The sequence below is a fragment of the Cellulomonas sp. P5_C6 genome (assembly GCF_054049635.1).
Map to the genome: position 1 here is coordinate 1 of NZ_JBFULZ010000115.1, position 12,868 is coordinate 12,868.

Annotated in this window: 12 protein-coding genes; 2 read left to right on the forward strand and 10 right to left on the reverse strand. The window is 74.2% G+C overall.

The annotated features are described in order from the left end of the window. The 3 genes from ACXJKG_RS13435 to ACXJKG_RS13445 all read right to left on the reverse strand — a co-directional run. The coding region (locus tag ACXJKG_RS13435) for an ATP-binding protein (protein ID WP_456846264.1) at positions 1 to 387 on the reverse strand (387 nt) is incomplete at its 3' end. Further along, on the reverse strand, positions 384 to 1,436 hold the full coding sequence (locus ACXJKG_RS13440; RefSeq protein ID WP_456846255.1) for a zinc-dependent metalloprotease: 1,053 nt from the start codon (positions 1,434 to 1,436) through the stop codon (positions 384 to 386). The genes ACXJKG_RS13435 and ACXJKG_RS13440, both read right to left, overlap by 4 nt. A gap of 9 nt (positions 1,437 to 1,445) precedes the next feature. Further along, positions 1,446 to 2,858 carry a D-alanyl-D-alanine carboxypeptidase/D-alanyl-D-alanine-endopeptidase gene (locus tag ACXJKG_RS13445; protein WP_456846265.1) on the reverse strand — a complete coding sequence of 471 codons (1,413 nt, stop codon included), beginning with the start codon at positions 2,856 to 2,858 and terminating at the stop codon, positions 1,446 to 1,448. Positions 2,859 to 3,023: 165 nt separating this feature from the next. Between ACXJKG_RS13445 and ACXJKG_RS13450 the strand changes: the two genes are divergently transcribed. Both ACXJKG_RS13450 and ACXJKG_RS13455 read left to right on the forward strand, forming a co-directional pair. Further along, positions 3,024 to 3,521 (forward strand): inorganic diphosphatase, encoded by a 498-nt coding sequence (locus ACXJKG_RS13450; RefSeq protein ID WP_370502331.1) that lies wholly within the window; start codon positions 3,024 to 3,026, stop codon positions 3,519 to 3,521. A 261-nt stretch (positions 3,522 to 3,782) separates the two neighbouring features. Further along, positions 3,783 to 4,790, forward strand: a complete 1,008-nt coding sequence (locus ACXJKG_RS13455) for a hypothetical protein (protein ID WP_456846256.1) — start codon at positions 3,783 to 3,785, stop codon at positions 4,788 to 4,790. A gap of 140 nt (positions 4,791 to 4,930) precedes the next feature. Here ACXJKG_RS13455 and ACXJKG_RS13460 read toward each other — a convergent pair whose 3' ends face one another. The 7 genes from ACXJKG_RS13460 to ACXJKG_RS13490 form a co-directional block, all read right to left on the reverse strand. Continuing rightward, positions 4,931 to 6,352 carry a C40 family peptidase gene (locus tag ACXJKG_RS13460; protein ID WP_456846257.1) on the reverse strand — a complete coding sequence of 474 codons (1,422 nt, stop codon included), beginning with the start codon at positions 6,350 to 6,352 and terminating at the stop codon, positions 4,931 to 4,933. A gap of 309 nt (positions 6,353 to 6,661) precedes the next feature. After that, on the reverse strand, positions 6,662 to 7,549 hold the full coding sequence (locus tag ACXJKG_RS13465) for a phosphate ABC transporter ATP-binding protein (protein ID WP_456846258.1): 888 nt from the start codon (positions 7,547 to 7,549) through the stop codon (positions 6,662 to 6,664). A 12-nt stretch (positions 7,550 to 7,561) separates the two neighbouring features. Then, the gene (locus ACXJKG_RS13470) at positions 7,562 to 8,545 is read right to left on the reverse strand and encodes a sortase (RefSeq protein WP_456846259.1); all 984 of its coding nucleotides are present in this window, start codon (positions 8,543 to 8,545) and stop codon (positions 7,562 to 7,564) included. Next, a complete protein-coding gene (locus tag ACXJKG_RS13475; RefSeq protein ID WP_456846260.1) occupies positions 8,542 to 9,264 on the reverse strand; it encodes a hypothetical protein in 723 nt (240 codons plus the stop codon). Before ACXJKG_RS13475 ends, ACXJKG_RS13470 begins: the two co-directional genes overlap by 4 nt. Continuing rightward, complete coding sequence (locus ACXJKG_RS13480; RefSeq protein ID WP_456846261.1) at positions 9,261 to 10,328, reverse strand: WxL protein peptidoglycan domain-containing protein; 1,068 nt, start codon at positions 10,326 to 10,328, stop codon at positions 9,261 to 9,263. The genes ACXJKG_RS13475 and ACXJKG_RS13480 overlap by 4 nt, the downstream gene beginning before the upstream one ends. Positions 10,329 to 10,475: 147 nt before the next feature. Beyond that, positions 10,476 to 11,534 (reverse strand): hypothetical protein, encoded by a 1,059-nt coding sequence (locus tag ACXJKG_RS13485; protein ID WP_456846262.1) that lies wholly within the window; start codon positions 11,532 to 11,534, stop codon positions 10,476 to 10,478. Positions 11,535 to 11,593: 59 nt separating this feature from the next. Then, entirely contained in the window at positions 11,594 to 12,718 is a 1,125-nt protein-coding gene (locus ACXJKG_RS13490) for a hypothetical protein (protein ID WP_456846263.1), read from the reverse strand. Between the last annotated feature and the right edge of the window lie 150 nt (positions 12,719 to 12,868).

A 12,868-nucleotide genomic window follows, 5' to 3' on the forward strand; every position in this document is an offset into this window, starting at 1 on the left:
CAGCAGCACCGCCGCCGCCCCGCGCTCGTCGGCCACCCGCTCGAGCGCCGCGTACCGGGCCGCGCGCGCGGCGGCCTCGCCCCGGCCGTCGACCTCGACCCGGACGACGGACGCGTCCAGGCCGAGCGCCCGGCAGGCCGCCGCGGCCTCGTCGGCAACCTGCTCCGAGCCGGCCTGGAGGCCGTGGTCGACGACGACCGCCGCGGCCTGCCACGGGCGTCCCGCGCGTGTCGAGCGTTGGGCCACGAAAGCCGCCCCGGCCGCGAGCGCGAGGGAGTCCGGGCCGCCCGAGCAGGCGACCAGCACGAGCGCACCCKSCGGCAGGTCGGCGACGGMSGYGGYGACSGCCGAGCGCACCGCGGCSACCKCRSGGGCMGGACMGGTCAYCCGTGSACCCGACGCACCCAMGCSCGGGGGTCGGCGATCTCCTGSGGCAGCGGCAGGYGGTCCGCCGACGTCCAGACSGCGTTSAGCCCGTCGCGGCCGACGTCCTTGCGCACGGCCCGCACGAACGCGGCGCCGTCGCGGTACTGCGCGAGCTTGGTGTCCAGGCCGAGCATCCGACGCAGCACGCGGTCGAGGCCGCGGGCCTTCGCCGCCTCGTCGCGCCGGGCCTCGAACGCCTTGCGGATCTTGCGGACGCTCGGCACCACCCGCGGGCCCACCTCGTCCATCGCCACGTCGGCGTGCCCCTCGAGCAGCGCCATCACGGCCCCGACCTCCTCGAACACCTCCCGCTGACGGTCCGAGAGCAGGTCCAGCACGCCGGCGCCCTCGTCGGCACCCCCGGCCATCGCGCGCGTCACCGCCTGCACCAGCTCGCCCACCCGCGGCACCACGGACCTGTCCGCCGCGAGATCACCCATCAGCTCGGCCGCGCGGCTGCGCAGGTGGTCCGCCAGCCACGGGGCGGCCGCGAACTGCAGCGCGTGGGTCTGCTCGTGCAGCGCCACCCAGAGGCGGAAGTCGGAGGCGTCCACCCGCAGCCGGCGCTCGTGGTGGAGCACGTTGGGGGCGACGAGCAGCAGCCGGCCCCGGCCGTCGCGCGACGTGAACGGGTCGAACTGGCCGAGCACCTTGCCGGACAGCAGCGCGAGGACGCTGCCCACCTGCACCGCGGCCGCCGCGCGGGAGGCCGAGCTCGAGGTCTCCACGGCGAGCGGCCCCGTCATCGCGGCGAAGACCTCCGCGTTGGCCTGCGCCCAGCGCGCGCGGTCGACGACGACCACCTGGGACACCTGCGCCGGCGGCGTGCCGTCGGCGGCCACCAGACCCGTGATCGCGCTCGCGTGCTCGGCGGCGCGCCCGGCGGCGTCGCGGAGCTCGTCGACGAGCGCGGTCAGCGTCTCGCGGTCGGCCGTCGGCCCGGGGGCGGCCAGYCGGCCGGCGATGCGGGCAGCGAGCTTCCAGTCGACGGGGCCTTCGGGGGTGTCCACCCGGTCACGCTAACCGCAGCCGCACCCGGACAGCGTCGTGACGAACGAGTCGATGGCCGCGCGGGGACCCCACTGCCCACCGTCGGGCGTCGCGTCGGCCAGCACGACGAACACCAGCTGGCGGGCGTCCGCGTCCAGCACCGTCCCCGCGAGCGCCGTCACGTGCGGGAGGCTGCCCGTCTTGGCGCGCACCAGCCCCCGGGCGCTCGACTGCGTGTACCGGTCGCTCAGCGTGCCCGTCAGGCCCGCGATCGGCATGCCCGTCGCGACGTCCCGCAGCACCCCGTGGGCGGGGTCCGTGGCCAGCCGCAGCAGCCCGAGCAGCAGGTCCGGGGGCAGGACCGAGCCCGCGCCGAGGCCCGAGGCGTCGACCAGGTGCGCGCCGTCCGTGTCGATGCCCTCGACCGCCACCGCGTGCAGCACGGCCGTCGCGCCGCCCTCGAAGCTGGGCGGCAGGCCCTSGTSGATGGCSACSAGCCGGCTGACCACCTCSGTGATCGTGTTGTCSGACGTGTCGAGGAAGTGGTGCACGATCCCGTCGAGCGTCGCCGACTGCACGACCCCGATCTCGCGCCCGTCGCCCGGCTTCTCCGTGCGGTGCGGGGCACCGTCGACCGCGATCCCCGCCTCCGTCAGCCGCTGCGCGAACGTCTTCGCCGCCGCCAGCGACGGGTCCGGGTAGCGCGGGGGGTACTCGCCCGGCTTGATCTTCGCCGTGTCGACCGCCAGCGCCGTGACCGGGGCGACGAACCCCGCGGCGATGTCCGCCGGGTTCCACGTGGGGCTCAGCGCCGGGCCGGTGAAGAGGTAGTCGTCGAACCCGAGGCTCACCGTGGTCACGCCCTCGAGCTGCAGCGCCTTGGCCACCTGCGCCGCCAGGTCCGCCAGCCCCGCGTGGCCCTCGACGGCGTTCGGGTCGCCCGCGCCCGTCGCCAGCATCATGTCCCCGCCCCCGACGAGCACGATGCTGTTGCCGGACCCGCGCACGACGCTCGTCGGCAGCGTGACGTCCGGGCCGAGGGTGTCCAGCGACGCGATGGCCGTCACCAGCTTGGCCGTGGACGCCGGCGTCCGCCCCTGCTCCGGCAGGTGCCCCGCGATCACGTCGCCCGTCAGCTGGTCCGCGACGACCACGCCGACGCTCGCGCCCATGCGCGGGTCCTGGACGAGCCCGTCGACGAGCGCCTGCACCGTCGGGTCCGCGGGCAGGGGCGCCTGCGGGTCGAGATCGGTGAGCGCCGGGACGGTCGTCGCCGGCTCGACGGCACCCGGTGCCGTCGGGAACGGCAGCGGCTCCGCGGGGGCTTCCTCGAGGGTCACCATGCCCGGGACCACGTCGTACGCGTCGGCCGTCACGTACGCGGCACCGGCCAGCACGAGGACGAGCACGCTCGTGCCGACGACCCTCGCCGCTGTGGTCATCGTCACCCGCCCCGCTCGATCCCTGGTGGGACGCCCCGTCCCGCGGTGCGTCAGACTACTGTCCGAGACAAGGGCGCCCCTGACACACCGGCGCGCCGCACGACGACGAGTGTCGCGACCGCCGGTACCGAATCCCCGGGCGCGGACGTGGGCCGGAGGAGAGCTGTGGAGTTCGACGTCACGATCGAGATCCCGAAGGGCCAGCGCAACAAGTACGAGGTGGACCACGCCACGGGGCGCATCCGCCTCGACCGGATGCTGTTCACCTCGACGCGGTACCCCGACGACTACGGCTTCATCGAGGGCACCCTCGGTGAGGACGGCGACCCGCTGGACGCGCTGGTGCTGCTCGAGGAGCCGACGTTCCCCGGCTGCCTCATCCGCTGCCGGGCGCTGGGCATGTTCCGCATGCGCGACGAGGCCGGCGGCGACGACAAGGTGCTGTGCGTCCCCACCGGTGACCAGCGCGCCGCCTGGCGCCAGGACATCGACGACGTGTCCGACTTCCACCGCCTCGAGATCCAGCACTTCTTCGAGGTGTACAAGGACCTGGAGCCCGGCAAGTCCGTGGAGGGCGCCCACTGGACGGGCCGCTCCGAGGCCGAGGCGGAGATCGAACGCAGCCGCCAGCGCGCCATCGACACGAACTACTACGCGCACTGAGCCGCCTGGCTCCCTGCGTCTGCACTCCCGCCGTTCCCGTCTTTCCCGTCTTTCCCGCAACGTCCGAGCAAGTAGGGGTCCTGACCTCTACTTGCTCGGACGTTGCTGTTCTCCGGTCGCCTGCGTCCGAGGAAGTACGGGGCCCGGCCCTTACTTGCTCGGACGTTGGCGATGCCGCCCACAGCCCCCGCTGGCGAACGTCGCGCGCACACATGGCGACAGGGCGGCCTTACGTCGCCTCGCAGTCGCGACTGTCATTCCATGTCGCAGCCAGCCCTTGCCCGCGCCGCCCGACGAGCACGCGCTCGGGACGTCGCCCGGCGGCAGGCCGGGTTGCTCACGCGGTGGCAGGCACGAGGACTCGGCATCACGCAGGCGCAGCTCGAGGCCGAGCTGGCCGCAGAACGCTGGCACGTCATCGGGCGGCACACTCTCGTCGTCGCCCCGTCGGTCCCGGACGACCGCCGTGACTGGTGGCTCGCCATCCTCGAGAGCGCGCCGCGGGCCATCCTCGGCGACACGCCCCGGGCGGCTCTGGCCGGCATCACGGCCTTGCACGCCGCCGGCCTCTCCGGCATCACTGGCGACGGATCGATCCACGTCGCCGCGCCGAAGTCGTCGCGCCCCCTGGCCGCGCCGCCGAGCGTCCGCGTCCATGAGACTCGCCGGTGGCGCGACGACGACGTCATCACCCTCGGCGTGCTCCGGGTCCGGGTCGAGGTGGCAGCGGTCCAAGCGGCCCTCTGGGCGCGGACCGATCGCGAAGCCGCCCTGATGCTCATTGCTCCGATCCAGCAGCGACTCACGTCGGGACAGGCCGTCTCAGACGTGCTCGCGCAGGTCCGACGCGACAAGCGAAGGTCGGTGCTGCGGGCCGTGATGGACGAGATCGCCGACGGTGTCGCGTCGCTCAACGAGCTGGACTTCGCTGCCCTCTGCCGACGCCGGGGCCTGCCCGAGCCCGAACGCCAGGTCGTCGTCACCGGCTCCGGCGGCCGGGCGTACCTCGACGTGCGATGGACGCGATGGCGGGTCGTCGCGGAGATCGACGGGATAGGGCACCTGCGGCCGGACCAGTGGATCGACGACAGCCTCCGGCACAACGCGATCGTCCTCGGCGGCGAGACGGTCCTGCGCATCCCGAGCCTTGGCCTGCGCCTCGACCCCGACAGGCACCTGGACGCCGTCGAGCGAGCACTGCGCCAGTCGGGCTGGACGCCTGTCGCTCACCGGCCGGACGTCCGAGCACGTACGTCCCCCGACACGTAGAAGCGCGGACGTTGCGAGTTCTTGAGCTGGGACGTCCGAGCAGCGGCTGCCCCTGGGGCGTACTTGCTCGGACGTTGCGGGATGGGTGTCCCCGGCGAGCCTTGGGCGGGGCCGTGGGCCCGCGGGGTTGCGGGGCGGGGTTACGGGCGGCCCGCGTACGGCATCGTGCTGCCCCAGCGCATCGAGGTGACTCGCAGGGGGTCGCCCGGCTTGGACGCCTCCATGATCTGGCCGTTCCCCGCCCAGAGGGCCACGTGGTAGATCGCGTCCGCGTTGTTGGGGTCGGTGGACCAGAAGACGAGGTCGCCCGGGCGCAGGTCGTTGTAGCTGATCTTCAGGACCTGCTTGTACTGGTCGCGCGTGGTGCGGGCGAGGTTGACGCCGGCGGTGCGCCAGGACGTCATGGTCAGGCCCGAGCAGTCGTAGCCGGCGGGGCCGACGCCGCCCCAGATGTACGGCAGGCCGATCTTGGTCTTGGCCCACGCCAGGGCGGCCTCGCCACCGCCGGCCGAGCCGCGCGACGTGCCGGTGCCGAGCCCGTACTTCGGGGGCGCGGGAGCGGTCGGCGGGGCGGTCGTCGCGGGCGGAGGGGTCGTCGTGGCCGGCGGCGTGGTGGTCGCGGGCGGGGCCGTCGTCGTCGGCGGGGCCGTCGTCGTGGGCGGCGCGGTGGTCGTCGGCGGGGCGGTCGTGGTGCCGCCCGTGGACGCGGGCGGTGCCGTCGTCGTGGCCGGAGGTGCGACGGCGGCGGGCGGGGGTCGCAGGGCGGCGGCCTTGGCGGCGGCGTCCTCACGGTCGCGACGCTGCTGGTCGAGGAAGTCCTGGCGCTGGCGCTCGACGTCCTCGCTCGTCTGGCGGGCCGCGGCGAGCGAGGTGATCAGGCTGTCGCGCTCGGCGGTGGCCGCCGTCTGTGCGGTCTGGGCGTCGGTCTGCGCCTGCTCGGCCGCGGCGAGGGCGTCGGCGGCGGCGGCCTTGGCGGCCTTGGCCTGCGCGGCGTCGTCGGCGGCCCGGGCGGCCAGCGTGGTGGCGACGAGCTGGGTGGCCCGGTACTGCTGGACGGCCTGGTCCGCCTTGCCGCTGATCTGCTCGAGGGCGGTGGTGCGGCGGGCGACGTCCTGGAACCCGTCGGCCGAGAGGACGGCCTGCAGGAGGTCGTTGGAGCCGCCGGAGCGGGCGACCTCGCGGGCGATGGCGACGAGCTGGCGGCGGGCGTCCTCGGCCTTGCCGTCGGCGTCCTTCGAGCGGGCGACCGAGTCGTCCCAGTTCTGCTGCGCGGCGTCCGCGTCCGAGAGCGCCTGCGTGTAGGTCTCGCCGGCCTGCTGGACCTTGAGGTCCGCGGCGTCGGTCTGCGCGCTGAGCTGCGCGAGCCGGACCTCCATCGAGGCGACCGAGCGCTCGGCGCTCTTGACCGCGCCCTTCGCCTGGTCGACGTCCTGCTGCGACGGGGGCGTCGGGTCGGCCAGGGCGCTCGAGGCGCCCGCGGCGAGCAGGGTGGCGACGAGCGCACCGGCGACGAGGCCCCGGGAGACCCGACGGGCGTTGCCGTTCGTCCTGCGCTGCCTCACCAGTACGTCCTCCCCCGACGTCGCCGACCGGCCACCGGCGGCCGTCCTCGAAGGACGCTACCTGTGCAAACCCCAGGAGGGAACACCAGTCACACCAGTCACACGAGTCACACGCGTGTGGTTTGGGAGGAACCGGACAGGATCCGGGACGGATCACCCGTTCGCCACGCGAGAGCGACGGCGGGGCCCGGAAAGCACCCGCGCCGCCCGCGGCCGCCGAGGGCGTTCGACCGTCGTGATCAGGGCATCGGCACCGGAGAGCACCGGCGCGAGTCGGAATGTCGCAGGGCACGGACCCGGCGCGACCGATCAGCCGAACCGGCCCTCGACGTACGCGGCCGTCCGCTCGTCCTTCGGCGACCCGAACATCGCGGCCGTCTCCCCATGCTCCACGATCACGCCGGGCGTCCCCTGGGATGCGAGGAAGAACGCGCACCGCTGCGAGACGCGGGCGGCCTGCTGCATGTTGTGCGTGACGATCACGATCGTCACCTCGTGCACGAGCTCGAGCATGGTCTCCTCGATGACCCGGGTGGAGGTCGGGTCGAGGGCGGAGCACGGCTCGTCCATGAGGAGCACGCGCGGGCGGACCGCGAGCGAGCGTGCGATGCAGAGCCGCTGCTGCTGGCCGCCCGAGAGGCCGCCGCCCGGTGAGCGGAGCCGGTCGCGAACCTCTTTCCACAGACCCGCCTTGGTCAGGCAGCTCTCGACGAGGGCGTCCTTCGTCCCGCGGTCCGCGCGCACGCCGGTCAGGCGCAGACCGGCGACGACGTTGTCGTAGATCGACATGGCCGGGAACGGGTTCGGCTTCTGGAACACCATGCCGATGCGGCGTCGGGCCTCGACCAGCTTGCGCTCCGGGTCGTAGATGTCCTCCCCGTCGAGCAGCACCTCGCCCGCGAGGGCGGCCGACGGCACGAGCTCGTGCATCCGGTTGAGGATCCGCAGGAACGTCGACTTGCCGCAGCCGGACGGCCCGATCAACGAGGTGATCCGCCCTGCGGGCATCGACGTCGACACGCGGTCGAGGACCTGGTGGTCACCGAACCACGCCGAGATGTTGCGCGCCTCCAGCGCGGAGAGCGGTCCGGAGGGCTGCAGGGTCGCGGGTGGGGCGGTCGGCGCCAGGTAGGGGTCGCTGGGCGCCAGCGGCGGCAGCACCTGGGTCATGCCGGCGGTGGGGGTGGTGGACGACATCGGGCTCCGATCTCACAGCAGGTTCGGCAACAGCCGCGCGCCCTGGTCGGCGACCAGCAGCGCGGCGAGCAGGGTGAGCGGGACGAACACGATCCAGGCCTGGCGCGCGCCGACGCGTCGCGTCGCCCACACGGCACCGACCTCGACGATCACGAGCAGCTGCAGCGTGAACAGCAGCGCCCAGGTGGTCGAGCTGTCGCCGGCGAGCTCCTTCGACGCCGGCGGGAGGGTCGCCGTGCGGGTCTGCCGGGCGCCTGGATCCTGGACGTCCGAGGTGAGCCGGGCGTCGAGGCGGACGACACCCTGCGGCAGGTAGGCCGGCCCCCGGGCGGTCTCGAGGACCAGGCGCGCCTCCCCGCTGGTGAGCCGCGGCGGMGACGGATCTCCCGCGTACCGCAGCCCCATGACCTCGAACGTCTGCTTGCCCTGCCCGGTCGTCACCGTGAGCGTGGCCCCGGGTGGGAGCTCCTGGAGACGCCCGAACGGCCCGCCGAAGGCCGCGGCGCGCCCCATGAGCACCGCGACCCCCAGCTGGCCGGGCAGCACCGTGTCCCGCCGATGACCCGGTCCCCCCATCAGGACGCCCGACGTCGTCCCCTCGACGACGATCTCGTCGACCCCGATCGCGGGGATCTGGAGACGGGCGACGGGTGCCCCGTCCGCCAGCAGGATGCCGTCGAACGTCCCCTCGGACACGGGCGCGGTCCCCGCGGCGAGCTGGTCGCGGAAGGCCGTGTCGAGGCGCTGCTGGGTGACGAGGTGCTGCAGCTGGCTGAACCCCGTGAGGTACACGGCGAACGTCAGCAGGATCGCGGCGACCAGCGCGGCCACCCCCCGCGCCACGCGCTGCCCGGTCGAGAGCGGCGCCTTGGGAGCCAGCGACCGCGGCATCTTGCGGGGCGGTCGCGGCCGGCGGGGCCCCGGCCCGGGAGGCGGCGCCGGCGGTGCAGGCGGCGGCGCCTCCTCGACGGGCGGCCGCTCGGTGGTCGTCGTCATGCGACCGGGACCGGTGCGGGCGTCGGGACGCTGCCCGGGCGGTCACCTGACAGCCGCGCGGAGACGATCCCGGCGGCCACCAGCAGGAGCACCACGAGCAGCGCCCACGGGACCGCGAGCACGGTGCGGTCGCGGACCACGGGCTCGACAGCCGTCGCCCCGGCCGGCACGACGGGCTTGAGCTCGGCGTGCGCGGTGACGAACGTCCACTGGCCGATGCCGTCGAGCTCCTGCGTGACCGTCCGCGACTCGCCCGGGGCGATCCCGGCGACCGTGAGGGTGGGCGCCGATCCCACGCGGTGGCCCGCCACGGCCGTCACCCAGAAGCGCACGGACGCGTCGACGGTCCGGTGCGAGGAGTTCCGCACGACGAGCCGCACGTCCAGGCGTCCGCCGCCGGGGTCGATCGACGCGCGGTACCGCGTCCGCAGCCCGCTGACGTCCAGCACGGTGGACGCCGCGGCGGCCTCGGGCGCGACCGGCTCGGCCACGGCCGCGTCGTCGCCGGGCGGGAGGTCCTGATCGGCCCCGGACCCCGAACCAGAACCCGAGCCAGAACCCGAGGAGCCTGCACCGCCGTCGGTCTGCCCGACGACCGCGTCGAGCCCCACACCCTGGCCGCCGTCGGGGTCGACGGCGCCCGCGGGCACCGCCTGCAGCAGCCCCACGGCCACGAGCGCTGCGAGCAGGAGGAGCCGCAGCGGCATCCGGACGCTCATCGCGCGAGGTCCGGCGTGCCCGCGGCGGCGCGGCGCGCCTCCTCCTGCGTGTACGCGATCCACTCCTGCGCCAGCCGGGCGTCCCGCCGGCGCTTGGCCCGCAGGCCGAACCACCCGCCGACGGCGAGGGCGACGAGCCCGAGGAGGATCCAGGGCACGGCGACGACCGTGGTGTCGCGGTGCACCGGCGCGAGCGCACCCGGGTCGAGCGCGTCGGCGTCGACGACCGGCTGGAGGTCGACGTACGGGCGCAGCAGGCCGGACCTGCCGACCCCGGGGACGTCGAAGGTCACGGACCTCGTCGCGCCGGGCAGCAGCTCAGGGATCTCGTCGTGCACCGCCCGCGCCGCCGTGAGGCCGAACCAGGTCTTCGCACCCGCGACGACCTTCGCCCCGAGGGCGACGTTGCCGGTGTTGGTGACGGTGACGGTGACCGTCGCCGGGCCGGTCAGAGGGTTGGTCCCGGCCGGCTGCGAGGCGCTGATGCTCGAGATCGTCAGTGCGGGCTGCAGCTCGCCCGCGACGCGGACGTAGAGCCGGGTGGCGACCCTGCGCTCGACCTTGACCTGCCCCTCGATCGCGCTCGCCGAGACGACGAGGCCCGCGGGGTGGTCGCCGGGACGCGCGTCGGCCGGCACCGCGATCGTGAACGGGACGACCTGCTGCGCGCCCGCGGCGAGCGCGATCGTCAGGCTCTTCTGGCCGCCGTCGAGCGTCACCCAGCCGCCGGCGTCCTTCGGCGGCTCGTCCGTCGCGAGGAGCGCGAACGCGCCGTCCTCGGTGTTGTAGGCATCCGTCGCGACCACCTCGACCGACTGGTCGGTGGTGCCGGTGTTCCGCACGAGGTACGCGTCGGTGACCTGCTGCCCCGGCTGCACCTGGTAGCTGAACCGGCTGCGCCCGTCCGGGTCGGTGCCGTCGCTCGGCGCGCCGGCGATCCCGACGGTGTCGTCGGCGTGGGCCGGTGCCGCGGCGGCGGCACCCGCACCGACCAGCAGGAGCACGAGCAGGGCGCGGACGAGGGGACCGACGGCCGGCCGGCGGTCCAGGAGCGTGGCGAGCATGGCTCATTCACGCGCGGGGACGTGGCGGACGGCCTGCGCCGTCGCGACTCCGTGGTGAACGCAGGACGGCGCCGCGGTGGTGAGTCCCCGGGCACGACGACGGCGTGGGCCGACCCCCGACCCACGCCGTCGTCGAACCTCAGGCGGTCACTGCGAGACGAGCGTCACCGTGAGCGTCGAGGTGTACGTCCCGGCGGGGCTGCCGGAGGGGGCGACGAACGTCAGGTCCGCGTCCAGCACCGAGTCGCCGGCCGAGCCCGCGGGGAGCTGGGCGAACAGGCTCGGATAGGTGGCCGAGCCCGCGACCTGCGCGGCACCGACGGTGGCCGGGACGCCGGAGACGTTCTTGGGCGCCAGGCCGAGCTGCTGCTTGCCGATCGTCGTCGCCCCGTTGACGAAGGCGGCGACGTTCGACGTCGTCAGGGTCCAGCCGGGCTTCGAGGCCGCCCGGCCGTCCTGCACCGTGAGGTGCCCGAGCGTGCCGGTCGACGTGGACAGCCCGTTGACGATCGCCGGGTTGCCGATGGTCGACGTCGAGGCGGCGGGCGCGACGAGCGAGAGCACCCCGTCGACGACCGGCGGCGTGGTGACCTGCGCCGACAGGCCCTGGTCCTTGCTGGTGCTGCCCGCGGGCGGCGGCGTCGTGGTGCCGCCGTCGATCTGCGTGTAGCTCCAGACGCCACCGGCGGCGACGTGGATGTGCACGAAGTGCTGCGACCCCACGACCGTGTTGCCGAACTTGGTGAACGCCCAGCCGATCGAGAARTCACCACCGGCGGTCATCGCCGACAGCGCAGCRCCSGMGGGYGTSGGCTGCGCCAGCGGRGAGACGTTGGGCAGGAAGAGCCCGGCCGGGTCGACGCCGGCGTTGCTGTTCCACGCCGTCCASGCCGCCTTGTTGTTCTCCTGGCCCTGCGGGGCGAGGAASGTGTAGATGTCGTCSGCGCCGGCGGCGATCCCCGCCGTCGTCGGGAASWKCGTGGTGAAGTCGCCCTGGGCGRCCACSGCGACCASCGAGGCGTTCAKCGGGAYMGRGKCYCCGACGTTGAACGGGTCACCGCTGGAGGAGTCGGCCAGGAAGAACGTGCCGCCGAAGGTCGGGTCGGTGGTCGAGTCGGCCGCGTTGGCGACCCCCACTCCCACCCCCGCCAGGGCGACTGCTGTGAGTCCGGCCGCGATGACGCGGCGGATCGGGCGTGCGGTCATGTCGATTTCTCTCTTCTCTCGGGTGTGTGTTCGAGGAGGGAAAATCCGGTCGGGGAAGGTCACGGGAGAGTCGCGTAGGCGCGGATCGGCGTGGCGCTCGAGGGCGCGAGGAAGCCGTACGCCTTCTTGACGGCGCCGGGGCTGGACGGCAGGGCACCGAAGCTCACGAGGCTGTTGCCGCCCTTGGTCGGGTCGACCAGCGTGGCGAGGTTGACGTCGTACTTGGCGTCGCTCGGGTTGACCTTGGCGTACTCGACGACGAGGTAGGTGTCGCGGCCCCACGTGGTGTCGGTGTAGAAGGCCGAGTTGGCGACGAGCGACGGGGCCGTGCCGGTGAACGGTGCGGCGGCGAGCGGCGAACCGATCTCGACGCCGGTGCTCCCGATCGTGCTGGGGGCGACACCGTTGGACTGCGCGATCCAGCTGGCGACCGAGAACGGCATGAGGTCGCCGACGGCGAGCACGGTGGCGTCGTTCTCCGCCGGGCCGTTCGGGGTGTTGTCGGTCGCGGGGACTGCGGTGCCCGGGGTGCCGACGGCGATCGCGCCGAGGAAGAACTTGCGGGTGCCCGAGTTCGACTGGGGCAGGCGCGGCCGGATCGTGGTCGAGCCGATCGTGGTCGGGGCGGACGCGGTGTAGATCGAGGTCAGCTGCGCCGTGGTCAGGCCGTTCATCACGGCGGCGTCGGCCGCGTTGGCCGCCTTGTACGCGTAGGCGACGGCGTCGCGGGCGAAGGGGACGTAGACCAGCAGTCCGGCGGTGTTGGCGTTCGAGCCGGGGCCGCTGGACGAGCGAGCGATGTCGACCTGACCGGTGATGGGCGCGGCGCTCGTCGTGGAGCCGTTGTTGTACGTGGTGCCCTTGATCGAGGCGATGAGCGCGTTGACGCCCGCACCCGAGCCGCCCGGGCGCCCGAAGAACGGGCCCTTGGGCTTGGTCTGGATGTTCGCCGAACCGAACGCGTCGTAGCTGGCCAGCGGGGTGCCGGCCGACAGGACGCGGACGGAGGGGCCGCTCGCGGTGGTGCCGTTGACGAGCGCGTTCATCGAGTCCTGCAGGGTGTCCGACCCGACAGCCACGTAGCTGCCGGAGACCGGGTCGGCCGAGGCGGGTCCGGCGAGCGCGACGGTCGTGGCCAGCAGGCCTGTCGCGACGCCCAGAACAGCGAGCTTGCGGAACTTCATGGTCGTTCCTTCCTCAGGGGTGGGTGTTGCCAGGGGAGGTGAGAGTTCAGGGGCCGCGGCGCCGCCGGATCAGCGGGACGCAGGCCGCGGCGGCCAGGCCGGCGGCCAGGCTGGCGGGCACCGTCGCCGCCAGCGGGCTCGGCGGCGTGT

Bases quoted from the DNA above. Each gene is read 5' to 3' on its own strand.
- ACXJKG_RS13455 (WP_456846256.1), top strand. From the start codon at position 3,783: ATGTCGCAGCCAGCCCTTGCCCGCGCCGCCCGACGAGCACGCGCTCGG.
- ACXJKG_RS13475 (WP_456846260.1), bottom strand. From the start codon at position 9,264: ATGAGCGTCCGGATGCCGCTGCGGCTCCTCCTGCTCGCAGCGCTCGTG.
- ACXJKG_RS13465 (WP_456846258.1), bottom strand. From the start codon at position 7,549: ATGTCGTCCACCACCCCCACCGCCGGCATGACCCAGGTGCTGCCGCCG.
- ACXJKG_RS13490 (WP_456846263.1), bottom strand. From the start codon at position 12,718: ATGAAGTTCCGCAAGCTCGCTGTTCTGGGCGTCGCGACAGGCCTGCTG.
- ACXJKG_RS13480 (WP_456846261.1), bottom strand. From the start codon at position 10,328: ATGCTCGCCACGCTCCTGGACCGCCGGCCGGCCGTCGGTCCCCTCGTC.